Source organism: Pseudomonas sp. COW5, assembly GCF_026240005.1.
Classification (GTDB): Bacteria; Pseudomonadota; Gammaproteobacteria; order Pseudomonadales; family Pseudomonadaceae; genus Aquipseudomonas; species Aquipseudomonas kribbensis.
The window spans coordinates 186988-212298 of record NZ_JAPHVP010000001.1 but is presented as its reverse complement, the minus strand read 5'-3'; the positions used below and the strand labels follow the sequence as shown (position 1 = coordinate 212298).

The 25311-nt window shown below is 60.8% G+C and carries 16 protein-coding genes; 8 read left to right on the top strand and 8 right to left on the bottom strand.

The window, feature by feature from the left end; translation table 11 throughout:
• Positions 1–40 precede the first annotated feature (40 nt).
• The 5 genes from OQ248_RS00970 to pvdM form a co-directional block, all read right to left on the bottom strand.
• Positions 41–2467: a TonB-dependent receptor gene (locus OQ248_RS00970; RefSeq protein ID WP_265811803.1), complete on the bottom strand. Its 2427-nt coding sequence runs from the start codon at positions 2465–2467 to the stop codon at positions 41–43.
• A 154-nt stretch (positions 2468–2621) separates the two neighbouring features.
• Positions 2622–4271 carry a cyclic peptide export ABC transporter gene (locus tag OQ248_RS00965; RefSeq protein WP_265811802.1) on the bottom strand — a complete coding sequence of 550 codons (1650 nt, stop codon included), beginning with the start codon at positions 4269–4271 and terminating at the stop codon, positions 2622–2624.
• A 117-nt stretch (positions 4272–4388) separates the two neighbouring features.
• Positions 4389–5282: a formylglycine-generating enzyme family protein gene (locus OQ248_RS00960; RefSeq protein ID WP_265811801.1), complete on the bottom strand. Its 894-nt coding sequence runs from the start codon at positions 5280–5282 to the stop codon at positions 4389–4391.
• 30 nt (positions 5283–5312) lie between these two features.
• A complete protein-coding gene (locus tag OQ248_RS00955; RefSeq protein ID WP_265811800.1) occupies positions 5313–6593 on the bottom strand; it encodes an aminotransferase class V-fold PLP-dependent enzyme in 1281 nt (426 codons plus the stop codon).
• A gap of 28 nt (positions 6594–6621) precedes the next feature.
• Positions 6622–7971 carry a pyoverdine-tailoring dipeptidase-like protein PvdM gene (pvdM, locus tag OQ248_RS00950; protein ID WP_265811799.1) on the bottom strand — a complete coding sequence of 450 codons (1350 nt, stop codon included), beginning with the start codon at positions 7969–7971 and terminating at the stop codon, positions 6622–6624.
• Positions 7972–8193: 222 nt separating this feature from the next.
• Between pvdM and OQ248_RS00945 the strand changes: the two genes are divergently transcribed.
• Positions 8194–9822 carry a PvdJ/PvdD/PvdP-like protein gene (locus OQ248_RS00945; RefSeq protein WP_265811798.1) on the top strand — a complete coding sequence of 543 codons (1629 nt, stop codon included), beginning with the start codon at positions 8194–8196 and terminating at the stop codon, positions 9820–9822.
• Positions 9823–9921: 99 nt separating this feature from the next.
• On the opposite strand, the gene OQ248_RS00940 is transcribed toward OQ248_RS00945, so the two are convergent.
• The 3 genes from OQ248_RS00940 to OQ248_RS00930 are packed head-to-tail and all read right to left on the bottom strand — an operon-like array spanning position 9922 to position 14479.
• Positions 9922–11325, bottom strand: a complete 1404-nt coding sequence (locus OQ248_RS00940) for an efflux transporter outer membrane subunit (RefSeq protein ID WP_265811797.1) — start codon at positions 11323–11325, stop codon at positions 9922–9924.
• 7 nt (positions 11326–11332) lie between these two features.
• Positions 11333–13306, bottom strand: coding sequence for a MacB family efflux pump subunit (locus OQ248_RS00935; RefSeq protein ID WP_265811796.1), 1974 nt, complete (start codon positions 13304–13306; stop codon positions 11333–11335).
• Entirely contained in the window at positions 13307–14479 is a 1173-nt protein-coding gene (locus OQ248_RS00930; protein ID WP_265811795.1) for an efflux RND transporter periplasmic adaptor subunit, read from the bottom strand.
• A 333-nt stretch (positions 14480–14812) separates the two neighbouring features.
• Here OQ248_RS00930 and OQ248_RS00925 point away from each other — a divergent pair, with 333 nt between their 5' ends.
• The 7 genes from OQ248_RS00925 (at position 14813) to OQ248_RS00895 (ending at position 25310) form a co-directional block, all read left to right on the top strand.
• Positions 14813–15295 (top strand): sigma-70 family RNA polymerase sigma factor, encoded by a 483-nt coding sequence (locus tag OQ248_RS00925; protein WP_119427475.1) that lies wholly within the window; start codon positions 14813–14815, stop codon positions 15293–15295.
• 133 nt (positions 15296–15428) lie between these two features.
• On the top strand, positions 15429–16766 hold the full coding sequence (locus OQ248_RS00920; RefSeq protein WP_119427474.1) for a SidA/IucD/PvdA family monooxygenase: 1338 nt from the start codon (positions 15429–15431) through the stop codon (positions 16764–16766).
• Between the two features lie 492 nt (positions 16767–17258).
• Positions 17259–19958 (top strand): magnesium-translocating P-type ATPase, encoded by a 2700-nt coding sequence (gene mgtA / locus OQ248_RS00915; RefSeq protein ID WP_265811794.1) that lies wholly within the window; start codon positions 17259–17261, stop codon positions 19956–19958.
• A 56-nt stretch (positions 19959–20014) separates the two neighbouring features.
• Entirely contained in the window at positions 20015–20731 is a 717-nt protein-coding gene (locus OQ248_RS00910; protein WP_085711975.1) for an MgtC/SapB family protein, read from the top strand.
• Between the two features lie 144 nt (positions 20732–20875).
• Positions 20876–21295 carry a chemotaxis protein CheY gene (locus OQ248_RS00905; protein ID WP_265811793.1) on the top strand — a complete coding sequence of 140 codons (420 nt, stop codon included), beginning with the start codon at positions 20876–20878 and terminating at the stop codon, positions 21293–21295.
• A 155-nt stretch (positions 21296–21450) separates the two neighbouring features.
• A complete protein-coding gene (locus OQ248_RS00900) occupies positions 21451–22077 on the top strand; it encodes a response regulator transcription factor (RefSeq protein ID WP_265811792.1) in 627 nt (208 codons plus the stop codon).
• A 41-nt stretch (positions 22078–22118) separates the two neighbouring features.
• Positions 22119–25310 (top strand): transporter substrate-binding domain-containing protein, encoded by a 3192-nt coding sequence (locus OQ248_RS00895; RefSeq protein ID WP_265811791.1) that lies wholly within the window; start codon positions 22119–22121, stop codon positions 25308–25310.
• The last annotated feature ends 1 nt before the right edge of the window (position 25311 follow it).

Below are 25311 nucleotides of genomic sequence, written 5' to 3'. Positions count from 1 at the left end.
CCGGTCTGGCCGGGGCGCTTTTTGTATTGCAGCGGTTAAATCAGAACGTGTACTTGAAGCCGGTCATGATATTGCGCGGTGCGCCGTACATGCCGTGGTCGCCGGCGTAGCTGAGGTATTCGCGGTCGAATACGTTGTTCAGGTTGACCGAGGCGCTGAGGTTTTTGCTGATGTCGTAGCGTGCCAGCAGGTTGGTGACGGCGTAGCTGCCTTGCTCGAAGGTATGCAGGTCGGCACCGGTCTTGCTCTGCCAGTTCACACCGCCGCCAACGGTGACTTTGTCCAGAATGCCCGGCAGGCGATAGCTGGTGAAGGTCTTGAGGCTGTGACGGGGCAGGGTGGTGACGATGCGATTGTCATCGGCATCGGTGCTGACGGCATAGGCGTAACCGGCAGACGCTTGCCAGCCTTCGGCCAGTTCGCCATCGAGGGTGAATTCAGCACCTTTGGTGGTGGTGCCTTGTTCGGATTTGTAGGTGTTGCCGCCAGGGGTGTCGATCCAGATCGCCAGGTTGTCCTGCTCGATCTTGAACAGCGCGAAGCTGGAGTTCAGCTTGCCATCGAAATGGCTGCCCTTGACGCCGACTTCGTAGCCGGTGCCTTCCATCGGGTCCAGAGGCTTTTTGTTGATGTCGCGAACCCAGGACGATTGCGGGTTGAAGATCTTGGTGTAGCTGGCATACAGCGACCAGGTGTCGTTGACGTCGTAGACCACACCCGCGTACGGGATGTAGACGCCGGTTTCCGATTCCTTGGTCTTGGTTTCTGCACCGTCGTACGGCTTGTCTTCGATGTCGCGATGCCAGTCGACCACGCGGCTGCCGAGCAGGATGCTCAGGTCGTCGGTGGCACGCAGGCGGGTGGCCAGGTAAGCGGCGTATTGAGTTTCGTCGACGGTGGATTTGCCAATGGCATTGAATTCGGGTTTGACCGAGTCGCCGTTCCAGTTCAGCAGGTTGTCGATGGCGCCGGCAGGGGAGGTGTTGTAGTCATACTTCCAGTTGCCGTAGTTCGGCACGTTTTCGTTGTATTGCGACAGGGTCACACCGGCGATCAGCTCGTGCTCGCGACCCAGCAGGCCGAACGGGCCGGTCAGGTAGGCGTCGATGTTGTTCTGGCGCGGGGTACCGGAGAAGCGCACCGGCAGTTGGGTCGTGCCGCTGCCGTCGGGGTTCAGGCCGCCGTTGACGTAGTTGAAGACCTCGTCGAATTTGTTCTCGGAGTGAGTCAGTTCGACCTTGCCGCTCCAGCCGTTGCCGAACTGTTGTTCGATCGAGGTGAAGAAGCTGGTTTGTTCGTGGTCGTTATAAGACCAGGTCTGTGCCGAGTTCAGGGAGCGCTTGAGGTTGGTGCGCGAGCCGTCGGTGAAACGGGTTGGCAAACCCGAACGCATTGGCGAATCGACGTCGGTGCGCTGGTAGCTGAAACCCATGGTCAGCAGGGTGTCTTCGCTCAGGTCGAATTCAGTGATGCCATACATCAGCTGCGAATCCTGCTTGTAGCGGTCAACCCAGGACTGTTCGGTCTTGAAGTCACCAACCAGACGGCCACGGATGTTGCCGGTTTCGGTCAACGGCCCGGAGACATCGAAACCGGTGCCGTAGCGGTCCCAGTTGCCGGCCTCGGCGGTGACGCTGGCCTGAGCTTCGGCGGTCGGACGCTTGCGGATCAGGTTGATGGTGGCCGAAGGGCTGCCCAGGCCGCTGATCAGGCCGGTGGCGCCACGCACCACTTCCACACGGTCGTACATCGCCATGCTCTGGGTGTAGTTGTCCATGCGCTTGACGGTCGGCACGCCGTCGATTTCGAAGTTCTGGATCTCGAAACCACGGGAGAAATAACCGTCGGACTCTGCGCCCTGGCCGTCACGCAGCACGATGATGCCCGGAGTGGCGTCGAGGGTGTCGCTGAGGTTGGTCAGGCGCTGGTCGTCGAGGCGCTGACGGGTCATGACGGTCAGCGACTGCGGGGTTTCCTTGGGGGTCAGGTTCAGGCGCGTCGAGCTGCTGGACGAGTACGTGGTGTACAGCCCGGTGCCTTCAGTGGTCGACCCCGGCGCCTTGCCGGAAATCGATACCGCGCCCAGTTCCATTGCGTTTCCCGCTGCTGCACCAGCGGCCGGCATCAGCGAAACGGCGTTGCCGTTGAGTTGATAGGTCATGCCGCTCCCCAGCAGCAGGTTGTCCAGTGCCTGTTTCGGCTCCAGGTGACCGGATACCGCGCTCGACTTCAGGCCAGCCAGGGTTTCCGGGCTGTAGAGAATCTGCAAATTGGCTTGTTGCCCAAGCTGTTGCAGAGCTTTGGAGAGCGGTTGCGCAGGGATGTTGACGTCGACCGGCGTCGCTTGAGCCTGGGTGCTGGCCAACAGCATCAACGTCAGCAGGGCACCTGACAGCACTGCGCCACGCGGATGGCGGCGGGAGACGGCCTCGGCCAGAGGGGTACGGGACAACTTTAAGGCTTGCATTTGCTCGGGATGCTCCTGAAGTGCGAGTGCAGTTTTATTAGTTAATGATAATTAGACGCAACACTGCGTAAAAACCGGAAAAAATCCCGCGAGCCGCGAAAATCTCTGCTATCGCGCGAAGGCGGGATCAGCTCATCCCTGAGCGGTTGGCGTATCAGGCCGGGTTGAGCGCGGTTTTGACTTTGCCGGCATCCATGCGCACCAACTGGTCGGCGACATCGAAATAACGGTCATCGTGGGAGATCACGATGATGGTCTTGCCCAGGCGTTTGAGGTCGGGCAGCAGCTCGGTGTAGAAGATCCGGCGGAAGGTCGGGTCCTGATCCGCGGCCCATTCATCGAACACCAGCACCGGGCGCTCCTCCAGCCACGCATTGACCAGCGCCAGCCGCTTGCGCTGGCCGGTGGACAGGTCGGTGGTGGTGAAGCTGCCGTCCTGCACGCTGACCTTGTGGGCGATTTCCAGGCGCTGCAGGTATTTGTTGGCATCGTCGGGAATGTGCGTATCGCCCTGCACCACGTCATCGAACAGGTAGTAGTCGGCAAAGACCGTGGTGAACAACTGGCGGTAATCGTCGCGGGTGAGGGCGGTCACGCACTCGCCGTTGAGGCGGATTTCTCCTTGCTGTGGCGGATAGAGGCCCAGCAGCAGTTTGATCAGGGTGGTCTTGCCGCAGCCGTTTTCGCCGACGATGAACACGATGTCGCCTTGTTCGATCTTCAGGTTCACCGGCCCCAGCGTGAACGGGTTGGCCTCGCCCACGGCCGGGAAGGCATAGCGCACATCCTTGAGTTCCAGGCTCTGCACCGGCTCGGCTTTCTTGCCCTGATCGCTGAGCAGCAGATGCGGCTCGGGCGAGGAGAATTGCGCCGACAGTTCAGCGATACGGCGAAAGGCGATCTGTGCGCGGCTGACCACCGGCAAGGTGCCGACCAGGTGTTCCAGCGGACCTTTCATGTACAGCAGCACCAGAACGAAACCGCTAATCACGGTTTTGTCGGCGCTGGGCCAATACGATTGCAGGGCCAGCGCCAGGCCGATGACCACAAAGAACAACATCGAGCCGAAACTCTTGGCAATCACGAACGTGTTGATCGATTTGATCTGGGTCTTGCAGATGAAATCGGCGGTGCCCTTGATGCCACTGTTGAACATGCGCTGGCGGCGCGGGCGGTGAATGCGCAGTTCCTTGGCGCCTTCGGCAATTGCGTTGTAATGTTTTTGCAGTTCGTCTTCAGCGTCACGGGCGGCGAAGAAACCCTTGATCCCGCGACCCTGGGCGAAGTACTGGATGCCCGTGCCGATCAGGATCGCCACGACCATGATCAGGAACATTGGCCACGACAGCATCGCCAGATACCCCATGCAACCGAGGGTGACGGTCAGCGAAATGGCCAGTGGCGCAAAGGCGAAGGCGAAGTCGCTGATGGTGTCGACGTCGTGGGTCAGCACCGGAATCAGGCGATGGCTGCGATAGCGTTCGATCTGTTCGATCGGTGCCGACAACACTTTCTCGCCCAGTTGTTTGCGCAGGGTCGCAATGATGTGCTGGCCGACATAGTTGGTGCCGATGTCCGAGCAGATCGAGCTGAGCAGCGCCAGCACGCACAGGCCGCCGAACAGCGCGACCACGCCTTGGGTCAGACCGGATTCGGAGTGCAGCGCGTTATTGATGGTGGCCAGCAGGACCGTGACACTCAGGCCACCGACCATGCCCAGAATGACCGACAGTGCAACGACGAGCCGAAAAGGTTTGAGTAGGGTGAACAATTCATGAATTGCACCGCGCGTAGGCTGGGTCATGACAGGACAGTTCCTTGGGTCGTAAAGGCAGATACCCTGTAGAACGTCTGATCCGGTGCTTAATTTAGACGGCCGCCGACTGGCGGCGACCGGGGGGAGGAGAAGCGTTACTGCCGATTACAACTCACGCACGACGCGGAAACCGATCCAGTCGCCGCGGGTCTTCGGATCGATGTCGTTGCGGTTGCCCGAGCGGGAGAATACCGGCGCTTCACCCCAGTCATTGCCACGAATGCGCAGGGTGTCGCAGTTGGGTTCCAGCCACGCGCTGCCATCGGTTGGCGCACCGTTGTAGTCCGGGTGATAGCAGTCTTCGACCCATTCATAGACATTGCCGTGCATGTCGTACAGGCCAAAGTCGTTGGCCGGGTAGCTGCCCACCGGCGAGCTGAAGCTGTAACCGTCCGCCGGGCCGTAAGTGTTGGCGTGTTTGGCGATGCTGTAGCCCTTGCCCTCGTCGAACGGGAAGGGGAAAGGGCCTTTGGATCCTGCCCGGGCTCCGTATTCGCGCTGGGCTTCGCTGAGCATGCTGTACTTCTGTCCGGTCTTTTTCGACAGCCAGGCGACGTAGTTCTTGATGTCCTGGAAGTCCATGCACACGGCCGGCTGACGCGGTGTTTGCGGGTAGCGCGGTTTGCTTGCGATGCACTCGCGACCGGGCCGCGTGTCGCCGTTGGCGATCACCGCACCGCTCTCGCGAATGTAGCTGTCCCATTCACCTGCGGTGATCTGGAAGCGGCTCATGGCGAAGGGTTTGGCAAAGGTCACTTCATGCATCGGGCCTTCGTCGGGTTCGCGGCCCACTTCATCCTCCGGCGTGCCCATGGTGAAGGTGCCGGCCGGTAGCACGACCATTTCCGGGCAGTCTTTGCAGTCCTTGAATACTTTACCCGCGGCGGGCGGTGTCGCGGCCTGTGCGGCAGTCGGCAGCAGACCGGTCATGAGGGCGGCGAGGGCCAGTGCCTTGAGCGCGCTGGCGCCGAGGGCAGGGGTCAACAGATCACGTTTCATGAGTCATCTCGTTTGAAGGAAAGCGGGGCGTCACAGCTGTTTGTCGAGTACGGCCATGAAACGCTCGATGTCGTTTTCGCTGTTCAGCAGACCGGGTGCGATGCGGATCACCGGGCCGGCGTCGCGCTCCACCGCGTCACACACCACGCGGTTTTGCATGAGCCGGGCGGCGACCTGATCGCAGTCGCGATCCTTGATCCGGAAGAAGGTAAAACCGGCAGACAGATCGGCGCTGCGGGGTGTCACCAGTTCAATCGAGCGGTGTTCCAGCAAGCGGTTCTTGGCGTAGGTGTTGAGTTGCTGAATGCGCGTTTGCACCTCGCGCTTGCCCAGCGACAAATGCAGCTTGAACGCTTCGTCCAGCGCCCAGCGGTGTTCGAAACTGTGATACCCGCCGGGGGTCATGATGGTAGAGAACGTGGTGGCTTCGGAGAAGGTCGGGATGGTCGGGGTGACGTCCTTGAGTTCGCTGGACCGTGCGCAAATGATCCCGGTACCGCGGGGACCGAACATCCACTTGTGGGTGCCGGCAATAAAAAAGTCGCAATGCATGTCGGGGAAGTCGAGGTCATCGACACCGAAACCGTGCACGCCGTCGACGACGTACAGGATGCGATCCTTTTCCTCGCGCTGGCGATTGTGCCGGTCCACCAGTTTGCCGATCTCGCCGATCGGCAGTTTCACGCCGCTGCCCGATTGCACCCAGGTCATGCCCAGTACGCGGGTTTCGGGGCGAATGCCTTGGTCGATGCGGGTCAGTATTTCGTCGACGGACGCCTTTGCGCTGCTGTCGAACAACTTCAGTTTGCGCACCTTTACGCCATCTTTCTGTTGGCGATAACCCAACGTGTAGTTAGTTGAGTAGTGCTCGTGTTCGGTGGTGAGAATTTCCTGATCGGCGCGCACATGGATGCCGCCATAGATCAGTGCCAGACCTTCGGTGGTGCTGCCGGTGAGGGCGATCTGCTCGGGTTTGGCCTTGAGGTAGCGACCGGCCCATTCGCGCACGGCCTGCTCGCGTTTTTCGGTTTCACCCAGATCCCAATCCATCGCTCGTCCGGGATTGCGGTCGAGCGTCACGCGGTAGCGTTCGATGGCTTCGCGCACCGGGCGCGGATGGGACGTCACGAGGAAGTTGGCGAAATGCAGGTAATCCGGGTCCTGATCGAACAGCTGGCGCAATTGGGCCCATTTGTTCCCGGCGAGCGGTTGTGGGTTGGCGGCGCGAGCCGGCAGGTTGACGGCAGCGCCCAGGGGCAGGCCGGCGGCCAGGATGCCGGCCTGTTTGAGGAAAGAACGACGGTTGGTCATGAGTTCTGATCGCTTGTTCGAAGAGGTGTCAGCGGTTGACGACAGGCCTGGAGGATTTTTGTACCTGTTCCCAGACCCGCAAGAAGTTGCCGCCCCACAATTTGGCAATGTCGGCTTCGCTGTAACCACGGGAGATCAACTCGGCGGTTACGTTGCGCGCTTCGCTGACGTCCTTCCAGCCGTCCAGGCCGCCGCCATCGTTGAAGTCGGAACTGATGCCGACATGGTCGATGCCGATTTTCTTCACGGCGTAATCGATGGCGTCGCCGAAGTCCTTGAGGTTGGCTTTGGGTTCTTCGTCGACGATTGCATAGAGCTGGCCGGCGTACTCGCCAAAGCGTTGTTCCGGCCACACAGTAATGATCGGGTCGCCAGGCATCAGCGCCATCTCCAGGCCCTGCAACGGCTGCAGGTCAAACCGGGCCCGCAATGCGTTGAGCTTGTCCTGGGTCGCCTGGCTCAACGGGCGCAAGTAAGTCGGGAAGCCGACGATCTGCACGACGCCGCCGCTGTTCTTGATCAGTTGCATTTCCTGGTCGCTGATATTGCGCGGAATATCCACCAGTGCCCGCGGTGCCGAATGGGAGGCCACGATCGGTGCGCGACTCAGTTGTGCGACCTGCTCCAGCGCCTTGGTCGACATCTGCGAGACATCGATGATGACGCCCAGATCGTTGAGGCGATGCACGGCCTGTTTGCCAATGTCCGACAGTCCGCCAAGCGCATCGCGGGTGTCATTGAAAAACGGCAGTGGTCGTGAAGAATCGGCCCAGTCGTTGTTGCCCACGTAACTGAAACCGAACATGCGCATGCCGCGTGCGGCCCACTTGTCCAGGGCGTTCAGATCGTTGCCCAGCGGATAGGCGTTGAGCATGCTCATGAAAATCGCAAACTTGCCTTCGCCATGCAGGCGGCGGAAATCGTCCGGGGTGTAGGCGATGGCAACCTGATTGGGAAAGTCGCGCACCAGGGTGCTGATGATCTTGTAGCGGGTTTCCTGTTCGAAGCGCGCCTCTTCCACAAACCCGGCAGTCGGACGGTGTGGCGCGTTGGCGCCGTTCCAGATTTCCGGCCAGCCGAAGATCGTCAGGGCGGCCCCGGACAGGCGTCCACGGGCGGTTTTCACCAGATCGAACTGGCCGCTGCCATCCTTGTCGGCTTCGTTGCCGGCCGTGCCGAAATCCAGCGGCACGGTGATGTGGCTATCGAAAGAAAGGATGCGATCCTGCAATTCGCCGGCTTGCTGCATGACTTTGACCGGGTAACCGGGATTGTCCTTGAACCAGTGTTCCCAGACCGCAAAGCCTGCGGCAGCACTGATTGCCAGGGCCAGCGGCAGGCCGATGTAAAGAGCCTTTTTCGAACGTGGTTTTGTCATTGCCATCTCAGTCAGGTTCGCCGTCGAGGTGCGGGCGCAAGGGCCTTCGCTATCTGGGTGAAACGACTGGGCAGCCGGGTAATTTAGGTCCGGGTGAAAAGAACGCCGCCCGATGCACGAACTGCCGAAGGCTGCGATCTTTTCAGGACGCCATAAATTTACCGCTGCAACAAACGTTCTAGCTTGGATAAAGCCTGCTTCATGGCTGACACAGGTAGGGCAATGAAGATTTCTCGACGATGGTTCATGGCGGGCCTGGCACTGACCGGCGCCGCTGTGCCTGCAGCGTATTTTGGGCATCGTGAATGGACGAAGCCGGATCCGACGATCACCCCGGGTGAGGCGTCGTTCGATGTCGCGGATGTCGTCGGGCAACGCCTGGCGGATGCGCTGCGCGGTATCTGGCAGATTCGTTTCGAGGGCCATGACGCCGGTATCGCGGGGTTGCCCGGAGACGGTCTGGAAGTGTTTCTCGATGTTGCCCACAAAGGGCGCGGTGTTATCGGTTTTCTCGACACGGCCGAGCGTTTGCGCTCGTCACAGGCGCCGCGCTATCGAATTCTCGCGGACCTCGCCGACGTCAAAGCGTCGCAATTGAGTTGGCGTCTGGTCAGCACCTCGTCGGCCGACGGTGCACCGGGCTACGAATTCAGCATGGCACTGGATGAAGTCTGGGGCGGTTTCGGCAACGCCGGCAGCGGCAGCCTCAGCGGGCGCGTCCTCAACCTTGATCGTCCCCTGATGCTGCCGGCGCAGGACAATCGTTTTATTGCCGTCAAACGTGTGTTCCCCGAGGCCCGCGAGCGCACAGGGTTGAACCCGACGTTGCTGGCCTGGCTGATTTCCCCCGAGCACCGCTTGTTTCACCAGCTCTGGCACGCCAGCCGCGACAAGTGGCATACCTTGAGCGAGGAAAAGCGCGGCGCCCTGCGCGGTATTGGCTGGCAGCCCGGCCCGCGTGACAAGGAGCGCGACGCCCGTGGCCCGCGCAAGGACCGTAACGGCTCGGGTATCGATTTCTTCTTCATGCACCGGCACATGCTGGGCACGGCGCGTTCAATGCAGGATCTGCCATCGTGGCAGCACTTTCCGTTGCCGCAGCCGGAATTGATCCGTGATCGCCAGGGCTTTGCCGATTATTTCGACAATCACGATGGCACTTCGCTGCCGCCGACCTGGCTGGCCGAGGACGATGACGAATACTCGCAATGGGTCAGCGACATCAAGACGGCCGAGACGTATCACAGTAATTTCCTGGTGTGGGAATCGCGCTACCGTGACCCGCGCTACCTGGCCAGACTGACCCTGGGGCAGTTTGGCTCGGAGGTTGAGCTGGGGCTGCACGACTGGCTGCACATGCGCTGGGCGTCCGTGCCCCGCGATCCCTCCAACGGGCATCCGGTGCCGTTTGCGCGGGATCCGGCCGATTTTTCCGCGCGTTGGTATGCCGCTGAAAACGATTTCCTGGGCGATCCTTTTTCTTCTCATGTGAGCCCGGTGTTCTGGGCGTTCCATGGCTGGATCGATGATCGTCTGGAAGACTGGTTCCGCGCGCACGAACGCTTTCATCCGGGCGAGGTCAGTCGCTTGCAGGTCAATGGTGTGCCGTGGTTTGCACCGGGACGCTGGGTGGAAGTCGCCGACCCGTGGCTCGGTCCTATTACCCATGGCTGCAGCACGGTGCCGGGCCTGCAGCCAGGCAAGTCGGTGGAGATGGACCCGGAAACCATGAAGCTGGCGCTGCGCATCACCTTCAGCGATGACGAGAAGGTGTTGTCGTCGTTGTTCCGCAAGGTGCCGCAGCGTCCCTGGTATGCGCGTCATCTGAAGCCCAAACAGACGCCGGTCTGAGACGGACTTCATTGCGATCGCCAGCAGGCCGACTCCCACACATTCAGTTGCACCGATGAATGTTGTGGGGCCCGGCCTGCTGGCGATTTCACTTGCAGGTCAGCGCGATGCCAGTGTCTGCCACCCGCCGCCCAATGCCTTGTACAGTGCAATGCTTGTCTGCAATCGTGACAATCTCAACTGCACATTCAGGTCCTGGGCGGCATAGAGCGTGCGTTGGGTTTCCAGTACCGTCAGCAAGTCCTCTGCGCCGGCCTGGTAGCGACTCTGGGCGATGTCGAACGCCGTTTGCGCTTGCCGCAGTTCCTCGCTTTGCCATTGCCTTTGTTCATCTAGGCCGTGAATGCTGTTCAAGGCTTTTTCGACATCGGCGAAGCCGTTGATGATCGCGCCGCGATAGTTCTGCAGCAGTTCATCCTGGCGTGCAGTGGCCTTGTCGCGCTCTGCGCCGAGGCGACCATTATTGAAGATCGGCCCGATCAATCCGGCAGTCAGGTTGTAGAACGGGCTGCGCAGAACGTCGCGGAACTGGTCGGCCCCCGAGCCGATATCGGCACTCAGAGTGACCTTGGGCAGCATGGCGGCGCGGGCAACGTTGACGTCGGCCTCGGCGGCGGCCAGTTGTGCTTCGGCGCGAGCGATGTCCGGGCGGCGATTGAGCAGATCGCTTGGCACGCCAGCGGCGATTTCCGGCCAATGCAGTTGATCGAACGATTCCCGGTTCAGCGCAAGTTCCTGAACGGGCCGACCCAGCAGGGCAGCGAGGCTGATCGAAGCGTCCCGGGCCTGTTGCTGCACCAGCGGTAGTTGCCGTTGCTGGGCCGCTACCAGGCTTTTCTGCTGAGCCAGTTCCAGGGCGGTTGCCGAGCCTGAGTCAAAACGCGTTTGTACCAGTTTCAAAACGCTTCGCGCGTTGGCCAGGTTGAGTTCGGCAATACGGCTCTGCTCGCGTAGCGACAGGGTTTGCGCATAGGTGTCGGCGACACTGCCGAACAACGTCAGCTCCACCGTCGCACGATCGAACTCGCTGGCCTGCAAGGCAAACTGCGCACTGTCGCGTGACGCCTGTTTGCCACCCCAGAAGTCGATTTCGTAACTGGCATTCAGATTGGCGTCGAAGTAATCCACGGCTTTGTTACTGCTGTCGGCGTCCAGTTGGCTGTAGCCGTTGCCACGTAGCAGTTTCTGTCGATTGGCATTGAGCGAGGCCTGCACTTCCGGCAATTGTGAGCCGCCTGCGATCACCGTGCCGGCCTGGGCCTGGCGTACCCGAGCCATGGCGGCAGCGAGGTCGAAACTGCCCGCGCGGGCCTGTTCGATCAAACGATCAAGCTCCTGGCTGCCAAACTGCGTCCACCATTTCGGATCGATGCGGCCGACGCTGGCGCCGTGTGACGATTGCCAGGTGGCGGGCGGTTGCAAACCGCTGTCGGGACGCTGGACGGGACTGCCGCAGGCGCTGAGCAACAGGCACACGGTCAACAAACTGAGACACGGTTTCATAGTTCGATCATTCACTGGTAAGGGCCGTGACCGGGTCGAGCCGGGCAGCTTTGTGGGCCGGCATGAAGCCGAAGACAACACCGGTGACAAGGGCACAGCCAAAAGCGCCGAGCACCGCCAGCAACGAGAAGGCGACGGCGACATCGCTGAGGATCAGCACGCCACCGACGATCAACGCCAGGGCGATCCCGGCGATCCCGCCGACCACCGAGAGCATCACCGCTTCGGTGAGGAACTGGCGCAGAATGTCGCGCTGGCGAGCGCCGGTGGCCATGCGAATACCGATCTCGCGGGTACGTTCGCGTACAGTCATGAGCATGATGTTCATCACGCCGATACCGCCGACCAGCAGCGATATCGCGGCGATTGAGCCGAGCATCAGTGACAGGGTATTTTGCGTGCGCGCTTCGGCCTGGATCATGGCGGCGTTGTTGGTCAGCTCGAAATCCTTTTTGCCGTTGTGCAGGCGCAGCATCATGCGCTCGATTTCTCGTTCGGTTTCCTTGACCTTGCGCGCATCGGCGGCGGCGATGGCGACGTATTCCGGGTTGTACGTGCCGAACAGGCGAGTGCTGGCGGCGGAGTAGGGAATGGCGATACGGTCGTCGCTGTCGGAGTCGCCGGAGCTGGAGCCTTTTTCCGCGAGAACCCCGACCACTTGAAAGGGCACGTTTTCAATCAGGATGTACTGCCCGACGGGATTGGCAACATCCTTGAGCAACTTGCTTCTGACTTTGTGTCCGATGACGGCTACCGCCGCGCCACTGGCTTCGTCCGCAGCGGTGAAGTAAGTGCCTTCAACCACTGGCCAATTGAAAATCTTCGGGAAATTGGTGTCATTACCGCCCACGTAACTGTGGTGATCGAGATTGCCGAAACGCACCACGGCTTCGGCGCCGTTGACGGGCATGATCTGCTTGATCAGCGGCAGGGTGGCGAGCACTGCGAGGTCGTCGAGGGTGATGATGCCCTGCGGTGCGCGTGGGTGCGGAGGGACGCCACCCAGGTAAATGATGTTCGAACCGAACGCGCCCATCTGTGCCATGACCTGACGCTTGCTGCCTTCACCCACGGCAAGCATCACCACCACCGAGGCCACGCCGATGATGATCCCGAGCAGGGTCAGCGCGGTGCGGAAGCGGTTGATCCACATCACCCGCCACGCGGCGTGCAGGGCGTCCGCCAGTTCGCCTTTCCAGGCGCCGGAGGCTTGCGCGCCTTCGCTCAGGCGCTTGCGAAGGTCGACGGCTTGCAGGGCGCCGGGGTTGGCGGTGGTCTGGGCTTCGGGGTTGTCACGGGCGCTGTCGCTGATGATCAGGCCGTCGCGGATCTCGATGATGCGTTTGGCCCGTGCTGCGACTTCGCGGTCGTGGGTGATCAGGATCACCACGTGGCCCTGGCTCGCCAGCTCATCGAGCAGTGCCATGACTTCTTTGCCGCTGTGGCTGTCGAGGGCACCGGTGGGCTCATCGGCAAGAATGATGTGGCCGCCGTTCATCAGCGCCCGGGCAATCGACACTCGTTGCTGCTGGCCGCCGGATAACTGGTGCGGGCGGTTGCCGGTGCGTGACGCCAGGCCGAGGCGCTCGAGCAGGGCGGCAGCGCGGGCGTGGCGTTCGGCGGCGGGGGTGCCGGCATATATTGCCGGCATCTCGACGTTTTCCTGGGCCGAGCCGGACGGAATCAGGTGATAACCCTGGAACACGAAACCGAAGGCTTCACGGCGCAGCCAGGCCAGTTCATCGGTGTCCAGTCCGGCGACATTTTCCCCGGCGAAACGGTATTCGCCGGAGGTTGGCCGGTCGAGACAGCCGAGGATGTTCATCAGCGTGGATTTGCCAGAGCCGGAGGCACCGACAATCGCCACGAATTCGCCGGCGTGGATCGACAGGTCGATGCCGCGCAATACATGAACTTCAGGCGCGTCACCACCACCGTAGGATTTGCGGATGTCCTGCAGGTCGATCAGGGGCGTTTGCATTTAACCCCCGTTGCCGTCAGCCGGGCCGATCAGCAAGTGATCACCTTCACTCAGGCCCTCGAGAATCTGCACCTTAAGCCGGTCGCTGATGCCGGTGTGCACCTCGCGGGACTGGATCTTGCCATTGGCGGCGACCACCTGCGCAGTCTGCTGATTGGCTTTGTCACTGCCTTGCAGGGCGGCGACCGGTGCGGTGAGGACGTCTTTTGCCTGGCTGGCGACGAAGAACACTTGAGTGGTCATCTCCGCCATTAATGCATTGTCGGCGTTGTCTACATCCAGCAGCACGGTGTACAGCACTACCCGGGCGCTGCCGCTTTTGCTGGTACTGGTCGGGCTGCCGCCGCCCTGGCTGGTCTGGTCCAGCGGCTTGGGTGGCACCGGCAGGATTTGCCGCACGGTGCTGCTCCAGCGTCTGTGGCCGCCGCTGAGGGTGGTGAAGTAGGCGGTCATGCCGGGTTTGACGTGGCCGATATCGGCTTCGGAAACCTCGGCCCACACCGTCATCGGCGACAGTTTGGCGATGCGCAGGATCAGTGGTGTCTGTTGTTGCGCGTTGAGGGTCTGGCCTTCACGGGCATCGAGGGCGACCACGGTGCCGGCCATCGGCGCGTAGATGCGGGTGTAGCCGAGCTCGGCCTGATCGCTGCGCAGGCTGGCTTCGGCCTGGCGGATCTGGGCCTGGAACATATCGATGCGCGCTTGGGTGGCTTTCAGTTCGGCGCGGGCGGTCTGCACGTCTTCTTCACGGGTGGCGCCGCCGGCAGCCAGATTCTGCTGCCGCTGGTATTTCTGCTGCGCCAGTTCGTGTTGAGCTTTTTGTTCCTGCAGCTGCGCCTTGAGGTTTTCGATGGAGAAGCGCCCGGCGTCGAGTTTGGCTTTCTGGGTGGAAGGGTCAATTTCCACCAGCAGCTGACCTTCCTTGACCACGTCGCCGACTTCCACATGGATCTTCTGGATCTGCCCCGACGCCTGGGCGCCGACGTCTACATAACGCCGTGGTTGCAGGGTGCCGAGCGCGGTGACGCTGCTTTCGATATCGCCACGGGTCACTTGCACCGTGGCGAATTTGTCCCGCCCGGCAGGCAGGATCTGCCAGGCGGCGTAGGCGGCAACGGGGATCAGACAAAGGACTACGAGCAGGGCGCGTCGGGCGGGGCGGGGACGTTTCATGCAGGGTTCCGGCCAGTGGAAATCGGCCCGTCGTTCAGCCAGATGCGCAGGATCAGGCACCGTTGAACGCTGCCGCAGGGCGCGGCAGACACGGGGAGCTGTCCTGTTAACGATGAAAGCGGAAGGGAATTTAAGTGGTGACACAGGTTGTTACAGCAATCCCGAGGTATAGCCGAACACTATTTATCGGGCAACGACAAACACCACTTTAAATCTATATGAGAATTACTATAAATTACGCACCTCAAGTTGCCACCATCTTGCTACTGCCTCGTACGGCTCAGCAGAACGGTGTGCTCAAGGACAGAACCCGCACTCAGGCGCCCGGGAGTCATGTTGGAAAACTACTATCGCGAGCTGGTGTGTTTCCTGAACGCCAGGCTCGGCAACCGACAGGTGGCCGAAGATGTGGTGCATGACGCTTATGTGCGGGTGCTGGAGCGTTCCAGCGATACGCCGATCGAACAGCCCCGGGCCTTTCTTTATCGCACCGCGCTGAATCTGGTGATCGACGATCATCGACGCAATGCCCTGCGTCAGGTCGAATCGCTGGAAGTGCTCGACAGCGAAGAGCGCTATTTCACCCCGTCACCCCACAGCACCCTCGACCATGGCCAGCGTCTGGACATGTTGCAACGCGCATTGGCCGAGCTTGCGCCGCTGTGCCGCGACAGTTTTCTGCTACGCAAGATCGAAGGTATGTCCCATCCCGAGATCGCCGAACGTCTCGGCATTTCCAGGGCTCTGGTGGAAAAGCACATCGTCAACGCCATGAAGCATTGCCGCCTGCGCATCAGACAATGGGATGCCCATTGAGCCGTCGTCGTTAAATTTTATTTCACTGTCCTCGTTCCTACTCAACAGACGACCTGCTGTCCTGCTCAGGGCCGGCCGGTCACCCAAGCTCTTCCTCCGCGCTGTTCGGGGGTTCATCCAGAGGACACTGGAAATGACACAGGCAATTGCATCGCCCATCGTTCACGACCTGATCGGCGTCGGTTTCGGCCCTTCGAACCTGGCGCTGGCCATCGCTCTGCAGGAGCGAGCCCCGACCCTGGGCGAGCTGGATGTGCTGTTTCTCGACAAGCAACCGACCTACAGCTGGCACGGCAACACCCTGTCGACCCAGAGCGAGTTGCAGATTTCCTTCCTCAAGGATCTGGTGACCCTGCGCAACCCGACCAGTCCGTATTCGTTCGTCAATTACCTCAAGCACCACGGTCGTCTGGTGGACTTCATCAACCTCGGCACCTTCTATCCGTGCCGCATGGAGTACAACGACTACCTGCGCTGGGTCGCCGCGCAGTTCACCGAACAGAGCCGTTATGGCGAAGAAGTGCTGACCATCGAGCCAGTCCTGCACAACCATCAGGTCGAAGCATTACGGGTGATTTCCCGTGGCACCGACGGTCAGCAATTTGTGCGCACCGCGCGCTCGGTGGTGGTCAGCGCCGGTGGTACGCCGCGCATTCCTGAGGCGTTCAAGGCGCTGAAAGGCGATGCCCGGGTGTTCCACCATTCGCAGTATCTGGCCGAGATGGCCAAGCAACCGTGCGTCAACAATCAGCCAATGAGCATCGCGATCATCGGCGGCGGCCAGAGCGCGGCGGAAGCCTTCATCGATCTGAACGATTCGTTCCCGTCGGTGCAGGTCGACATGATCCTGCGCGGCTCGGCGCTGAAGCCGGCGGACGACAGTCCGTTCGTCAACGAGGTGTTCTCGCCGGAATTCACCGACCTGATCTTCCAGCAGAAGAGCAGCGAGCGTGAGCGTCTGGTCAACGAGTACCACAACACCAACTACTCGGTGGTCGATATTGACCTGATCGAGCGCATCTACGGCATCTTTTATCGCCAGAAAGTCTCCGGTGTTGCCCGCCATGCGTTCCGCACCCTGACCACTGTCGAAAAAGCCACCGCTACCGAACGCGGCATCGAACTGGCGGTGCGCAACAATGCCACGGGGGAAGTCACTGTGCGTGTCTACGACGCGGTCGTGCTGGCTACCGGCTACGAGCGTCAGATGCACCGCAAACTGCTGGCACCGCTGGAAGAATACCTGGGCGACTTCGAGGTCGATCGCAACTACAAACTGATCACCGACGAGCGCTGCAAGGCCGGTCTGTACATGCAGGGCTTCTGTCAGGCCAGCCACGGTCTGAGCGATACGCTGCTATCGATCCTGCCGATCCGCGCGGACGAGATTGCCGGCTCGCTGTATGAACATGGCAAGAATCGCGGGCACAGCCGTTCGGTGATGGATTTGTTGTTGGCCACCGCCAGCTGATGACTTCCTGACGACTCCCGCGCCGAGCGCGGGAGTCGTTTCGAGGCCAATCCTGAACCCTTCCTGAACACCCGCCACATTCGCCGACTCCCTTCCTTTTGCGGGTTTACTCTCCAGGCATCGGGGCGTAAGCTTCGCGCGTTTTCATCAATAGCGGAGACCCACAGTGGGTACTTGTTCGAGTGACAGTTGTCGGCCGGTCCTTGTAACCGGCAGATTCTCGGCAAGATAACGCGCATTCCTTTGTGCCGTTGTCTCGCCGAACAGCGAGCAGCGGCATCCCGATCATGGTCAGCTGAGACCATGTCCCGACGTCCTTCTCATCGACGCTGAAAAGAGCGTGGTTTCGACTTCATTGTCGCAATCGCAGCCCTATCGACACGCCTGTCTTTTTTGACTGGCGCGCCAACCCTTGCCGTGCCGAATTCTCGGTGCAAGAGGGCTGGACGTACCTGCTTGACGGTTTCCCGGCTGACCATAGGGGCAACAGCCATGAAACTTACGCTCAAGGAATTTTTCGCAGGCTTCCTGCGGACCCGTCACATCGCCCGGCACTTCCGGCGTCTGGCCGTGCTGGAAAGTCTTCGCGACACCACGGTCAGCCGTGAAGTGCCGCCCACCCTGGCCAATACGTTGGTGGACGCCGCCCATTGCGACAGCGGCGTGCTGCTGTCGAACCTCGGCACGCACACTGATGGCCTCACCGATTTCGAAGTCGATGTGCTGCGTGCACAACATGGCCTCAACGAAGTCGAGCATGAGCAACCGCTGCCGTGGTGGACCCACCTGTGGCACTGCTACAAAAACCCGTTCAACCTGCTGCTGACCCTCTTGGCAGTGATCTCGTGGCTGACCGATGACCTGAAAGCCGCCACCGTGATTTTCTCGATGGTGGTGCTTTCGACCCTCCTGCGCTTCTGGCAGGAAAGCAAATCCAACCAGGCGGCCGATGCGCTCAAGGCGATGGTCAGCAACACCGCCACCGTGCTGCGCCGGGATGCGCCGCGCACCGAGCTGCCGATCAAGCAGCTGGTGCCGGGCGATCTGATCGTGCTCTCGGCCGGCGACATGATTCCCGCCGATTGCCGGGTGCTCAGCGCCAAGGATCTGTTCGTCAGCCAGGCGGCGATGACCGGCGAATCGATGCCGGTGGAGAAATTCCCCCGTCAGGTGGATCGCGACACGCGCAACCCGCTGGAGCTGGACAACATCCTGTTCATGGGCACCAACGTGGTGTCCGGCACGGCGGTAGCGGTGATTCTCACCACCGGCAACAGCACCTATTTCGGTGCGCTGGCGCTGCGGGTCGGGGCGACTGACCGGGCGGTGACGTCGTTCCAGCAAGGGGTGAACAAAGTCAGCTGGCTGTTGATTCGCTTCATGTTCGTCATGGCGCCGCTGGTGTTGTTCATCAACGGTTTCACCAAGGGTGACTGGACCGAAGCGCTGCTGTTCGCACTGTCGATCGCCGTGGGCCTGACCCCGGAAATGCTACCGATGATCGTGACCTCGACCCTGGCCAAGGGTGCGGTGTTCCTGTCGCGCAAGAAAGTCATCGTCAAACGCCTGGACGCGATCCAGAACTTCGGCGCCATGGACGTGCTGTGCACTGACAAGACCGGCACTCTGACCCAGGACAAGATCTTCCTGGCGCGCAATGTCGACGTCTGGGGCGAGGACTCCGATGACGTGCTGGAAATGGCTTATCTGAACAGCTACTACCAGACCGGCCTGAAAAACCTGCTCGACGTGGCGGTGCTGGAACACGTGGAAGTCCACCGTGAACTGAAAGTCGGCACGGCGTATCGCAAGGTCGACGAGATCCCGTTCGACTTCAATCGTCGGCGCATGTCGGTGGTGGTCGAAGGCCACGGCCAACCGCATCAGTTGATCTGCAAAGGCGCGGTGGAGGAAGTGTTGTCGGTGTGCACCCGGGTTCGTCACGGTGAAGTCGACGAAGCCTTGAGCGATGAATTGCTGGCGAGAATTCGTCAGGTAACAGCAGCATTCAACGCTGAAGGCTTGCGCGTGGTCGCGGTGGCTGCACGGTCGATGCCTGAAGGTCGCGACACTTACAGCCTGGGCGACGAGCAGGAGCTGACGCTGATCGGTTACGTGGCATTCCTCGATCCACCGAAGGAAAGCACCGCGCCGGCACTCAAGGCCCTGGCCGAACACGGCGTGGCCGTGAAAGTGCTGACCGGCGACAACGAGCTGGTGACCGCCAAGATCTGCCGCGAGGTGGGCCTGGCCCAGCAAGGCCTGTTGATGGGCAATGACATCGAACGCATGAGCGACGCGCAACTGGCAGTTGCGGTAGAAACCACCAACGTGTTCGCCAAACTGACGCCGACCCACAAGGAACGCATCGTGCGCATCCTCAAGGGGAACGGTCACGTGGTCGGGTTCATGGGCGACGGCATCAACGACGCACCGGCATTGCGCACCGCGGACATCGGTATTTCCGTCGACAGCGCAGTCGATATCGCCAAGGAAGCGGCCGACATCATCCTGCTGGAAAAGAGCCTGATGGTGCTGGAGGAGGGCGTGCTGGAAGGGCGCCGGACCTTCGCCAACATGCTCAAGTACATCAAGATGACCGCCAGCTCGAACTTCGGCAACGTGTTCTCGGTACTGGTGGCCAGTGCGTTCATTCCGTTCCTGCCGATGCTGCCGATGCACCTGCTGGTGCAGAACCTGCTGTATGACATTTCGCAGATCGCGATCCCGTTCGACAACGTCGACGACGAAATGCTGAAACAGCCGCAACGCTGGCAGCCAGGGGATGTCGGGCGCTTCATGCTGTTCTTCGGCCCGATCAGTTCGATCTTCGACATCACAACGTTCGCCTTGATGTGGTACGTGTTCGATGCCAACACCCCGGATCACCAGACCCTGTTCCAGTCCGGCTGGTTCGTGGTGGGGCTGCTGACCCAGACGCTGATCGTGCACATGATCCGCACGCCGAAGATTCCGTTCCTGCAAAGCCGCGCGGCCATGCCGCTGCTGGTGATGACCGGAATCATCATGGCCGTGGGCATCTTCCTGCCGATGGGGCCGCTGGCGCACTACTTCAAACTGCAGGCGCTGCCGTCGATGTACTTCGTGTTCCTGCCGGTGATCCTGCTGGCGTACATGGTACTGACCCAGGCCGTTAAAGGCTTCTACATCCGCCGGTTCGGCTGGCAGTAACAGGAAAGAATCCCCCCTTGTGGGAGCAAGGGGGGGGCGGTTTCAAGGAGTTCAACATGCAAGCCATCAACAACATCAACCTCGATTCGCTGCTCGATACGCTGGTCAGCCTCAGCGCGGCGTTCATTCTCGGCGGCCTGATCGGCTTCGAACGCCAGTACCGGCAACGCACGGCAGGCCTGCGCACCAACGTGCTGGTGGCGGTCGGTGCGGCGATCTTCGTCGATATGGCCAACCGCCTCGGCGGGGCGGAAGGCGCGGTTCGGGTGGTCGCCTACGTGGTGTCCGGGATCGGCTTTCTCGGCGCCGGTGTGATCATGCGTGAAGAGGGCAATGTGCGCGGCCTCAACACCGCCGCCACACTCTGGACCTCGGCAGCGGTCGGCGCCTGTGCCGGCGCCGACCTGCTGGCCGAAGCCGTGCTCGGCACCTTGTTCGTGCTCGCCGCGAATACGTTGTTGCGGCCGATCGTCAACAACATCAACCGTCAGCCGCTGGATGTGGTTTCGGCGGAAGTCACCAACATCGTCTACGTGATCGCCCGGCGCTCGCAGCAGACCGCGGTGTTCGCCTTGCTTGAGGCCGAGCTCGAACGCAGCAACTACCCGGCCAGTGATGTCGATGTACACGCCTTCGGTGCCGACGAAATCGAGATCGAAGCCACGCTCGCAACGACATCGGTGGACGGAGATGAACTGGACGCACTGGTGAAGCGGATTTCAACGTCGAACCTGGTGGTGCAGGCGTTCTGGAGTCCGAGTACCACGGAGTAAAAATCGAACGCCCAGCGTCGGACAATGGCATTGATGGCTGTCAATCCAGATGAGTGACGGCTATTTTCGGAATAGTCCTACAGAGCATGCCTCGATGCTTGGGTAGTCTTGCCGCCACTTGAAGCGACTGGCGGGACTTCCACGATGGCCGACAAAACCTTGCGTATTTTGATCGCCGACACCCGGCACTTTCACCGGATGAAAATCGAGCGGATGTTCAATGCCCTCGATTACTACCGCATTGCACCGGTGCAGAACTTCACCGAACTGCTGTCACTGATCGATTACGGCTGCGAGCCGTTCGAGGTACTGGTGACCGATTCTCAACTGGCAGGTGGAATGCCGGACCTGCACGGATTCCTGTTCGATCTGGCGCAGGTCCGGCATGCACTGGTCTATGGCGAAGCGGTGAACTCATTGGAAGTTCCCGGATACTTCCGGCCAAAGATCACCACTTGCAACGCCGCGCTGCCCTCGATGAACGTCATCACGCAGTTGATGGCATCGGTCGAGGCTTCCCGTGAGCATTCAGCGCTTATGTGCCCGGCAAAATCCCTCGCGTGATGGAGCGCCAGATCACAGATCGGCCGATGGCGCAACTGTCAGGTCTGACAGGTGTTTCGCCATGCGTCCCGTGTAACAGTCGTAGCGCAGCTACCAGTAGTCCCGTTCATGCAGGATCGGTGGCGTCATCGTCATGTATTCGCCCGGGAGTGGTCATGGATTCAGCATTGATCGTCGACGATCACCCGGTAGTTGTCGGTGCCGTCAGAATGGTACTGGAGTCACTGGGCTACAAACCTATTCATGTCGCTTCGAGTGGCGTCGACGTGGTGCCGATGATCCGTGCCCACGCGCCAACACTGATCGTGCTCGATCTGAAGCTCAAGGGCATGGGCGGACTTGAAGTGCTGGACCGGATCAACGCCCTCGGGCTGGTCTGCAAAATCGTGATTTTTTCATCGGCCGATCCGAACAGCTACCTGGTGCGTTGCCGACGTGCAGGTGCAATGGCTTTTGTGGCCAAGTCTGCCGAGTTGCAGCAGTTGCAGAGTGCGATCAAGGCAGTCCGTTCGGGTTACAGCTATTTTCAGGAATTGCCTGAGGTCAGCGCAGGGCATTCCGGTGTGCACAGTGACGAGCGACAGCAGATCGAAGGATTGTCCAATCGCGAGTTACACATTCTCGTGCAATTGGCGCATGGCAAGCCCAACAAGGACATCGCTCAGGAGATGAACCTGAGCCACAAAACCATCAGTACCTACAAGACTCGCCTGATGCTCAAGCTCGGGGTCAGCTCACAGGTGGTGTTGCGTGAGTTCGCCAGACGCAACCATCTGCTTTGAGAGCCTGCCCGATGATGAGGCCGCTGCGATGCATTCTTCTGATGATCTTCGTTTTGGCAAACGCTGTGCAGGCATTCGGGACTGTGCAAAAACTGGAAATCATCTCTCGCACCCGGCTGGAGGGGGTGCAGGTTCGCCTCGACGACCAGGATCGACAGTGGCTCCGGGCACACCCGGTATTGCGCATCGGCGCTTCCGGGCCGGACTATCCTCCCTTTGAATTGACCCGCAACCGGCATGAACTGGAAGGCCTCACGGCCGAATACGCCGACGCGATCGCACAGGTGCTGAATGTCCGGATCGAGGTCTGGTGCTACCCCGACCGCGAAAGCGCCATGGCTGCGCTCAAGGCCGGCGAACTGGACTTGCTGGGCACCTCGAACAACTATGAGATTGCCGATCCCGAGCTGATGCTGTCTCGCGCCTACGCCGAAGATCAGCCGATGTGGGTGACCCGGCTCGACGAACCGTTGCCCGATGACCTGGCAGGCAAGCGCATCGCCATGGTGGATGACTACCTGCCGGCTTCGACCATCCAGAAGGCTTACCCGCAAGCCACTTTGCAGCGTTATCGCTCGATTCTCGATGCCCTCGGCGCCGTGGCATTCGGGCGAGATGACCTGTACCTCGGCGATTTCATCAGTGCCAGCTATCTGATCAACATCAACTTCCATAACGACCTGCAACTGGCCGGCCCTTCGGGCCTCGACGCCAACCCGTTCGCCTTTGCCCTGACTCGCAGCAACACACGCTTGAAACGACTGGTCGACAAAGCCTTGCTGGCCATTCCCATGGAGCAGCGCCTGGCCATGGAACTGCGCTGGAGCGCCGGGCGTGCGGACATGACCGGACAAGCACGGGTAAGTCTCAGCGACAGTGAACAGGCGTGGCTCGACCGGCATCCGAGCGTGCGGGTCGGTGCGATCGAGGATTTCGCCCCGTTGACGTTCTTTGATGCCGAGGGAAAAGTGCAGGGGCTTGCGGCGCAGTTGTTGAGCCTGATCAGTCAGCGTAGCGGCCTGAAGTTCGAGATCGTTCGGGGGCAGTCACTGGACCGACAGATCGGACAATTGAAGGCCGGGGAGCTTGATCTGCTGCCCGTGGTGACACCCAGCAGCGAGCGTGAACTCGAAATGCGTTTTTCCCGGGCCTATCTGAATAATCCGTTCGTCCTGGTCAGCGGGGTCTCGCCGTCGGGCGTGAGAACCCTGGACGACATGGCCGGCAAACGGTTGGCGATCTATCGCGGTCACCCGTTGCGCGATTACCTGCTGGAGCGAGTACCGCAACTCAGATTTGTCGAAGTACCAAGCCCGGCAGCCGGGATGGAAGCGATTGTCAGCGGGCAGGCCGATGCCACGCTGAGTTCGTTGATGGTGGCGCGCTATCTGATTTCCCGTCAGTACCGGGGGCGAACCCGGATAGTCGGTACGGTAGGGGATCAGCCTGCCCGGATTGCATTGGCTTCCGCACCGGATGCCGTGGTGTTGCATTCGATTCTGAACAAGGCGCTGTTGAGCATCGCCCCCAAGGAACTCGACGATCTGGTCGAGCGCTGGGGCCGTGACGCGGTTGCCGATGACAGCTACTGGCAGCGCCATCGACGGGAGATCCTGCTTGGATTCGCCGGTGCGTCCGGGCTGTTGCTGCTGGCGTTGGGCTGGATCGCCTTTCAGCGCCGGCAGATTCGCCAGCGCCAGCAATGGCTGCTTCAACTGCAGGAAGCCAAGGACGCGGCGGATGACGCCAACCGGGCCAAGAGCACTTTTCTGGCGGTCATGAGTCACGAAATCCGTACGCCGATGAATGCCTTGCTGGGCATGCTCGAACTGGCTCTCAAGCATGCCGATGAAGGCGTGATCGACCGCCAGGCGATCCAGGTGGCGTCCACGGCGGGGCAGCAACTGCTGGCATTGATCGGCGATATTCTCGACATTGCACGCATTGAGTCGGGTCAACTGTCGCTGGCTCCCGAACGCGTCAATCTGAGTGAGGCGGTTTTATCGGTGTGTCGGATTTTCGAAGGAGTGGCGCGCCAGAAGCAGTTGTTGTGGCATGTCGAACTGGATGAGCGCAGCAATGTCGAGGTGATGCTCGACGCCCTGCGTTTCAAGCAGGTGTTGTCGAATCTTCTGAGCAATGCGATCAAGTTTACCGATGAAGGCGATGTGAGCCTGCGATTGCGAGTGTTTGCCGAGCGGGACGGGCTGCTGGAAATCGGTGTTGTCATCGAGGACAGCGGACGGGGCATCAGCGCCGAAGATCAGCAGCGCTTGTTCAGCCCGTTTGTGCAGGTCGGCAGTCAGCCGTTGTCGGTCCGCAGCGGTTCCGGTCTGGGGCTGGTGATCAGCCGCAGCCTGTGCCGGATGATGGGCGGCGACCTGTGGATGACCAGCGAACCCGGACGAGGCACACAAGTCATGCTGCGCCTGGAACTGCCCGTGCTGGAGTCGCCCGCTCAGGAGGACGTTGCGACGCCGACAGTGACGGCGGCAAAGCCGCTGGACGTACTGGTGGTGGACGACCATCCGGTGAATCGTCTGCTGCTGTGTCGGCAGTTGAGCGAGCTCGGGCATCGCTTTGTCGATACCGGGAGTAGTGAACAGGCGTTGGATCTGTGGCGCGGTCAATCTTTCGATGCGCTGATTACCGACGTCAACTTGCCCGGAATCAACGGCTACGATCTGGCGCGAGCGATTCGCGAAGAGGAGGCGGCGACAGGCCGGGTGCCTTGTCTGGTTCTGGGGTATACCGCCAATGCACAGATGGAAGAGAAACAACGATGCCTGGCAGCCGGAATGGATGATTGCCTGTTCAAACCGGTTTTGCTGCGGGAGCTGAACCTGGCGCTGATCGCTGCAGAGCCCGATGAAATGCAGATCGCAGGAGCGGAGAATCAGGTATTGCCCGGTTTCGATCTGAGTTCGCTGTTGCAACTGGCGGGAGCGGACAACCCGCTTATCGGGCAGTTGCGTGAAGAAGTGCTGAGCAGTCTGCGCAGCGATCTGGAGCGTCTGGAGGAATCCGGGCGGGAAGGTGATCGTGCAGGCCTGAAAGATCTGGCACATCACATTACAGGCGGGGCGCATGTGATCGGTGCCGAGCGCGTGGTTTCGGCGTGCCGGGTACTCGAACAGGCCTGCGGGGACGGTGAGCCCGAAGCCGCATTGAACGTTGCTATCGAATTGCTGCGCGTGGCCATGCACGACCTCGCGCAGCAACTTCAGGCCTGAG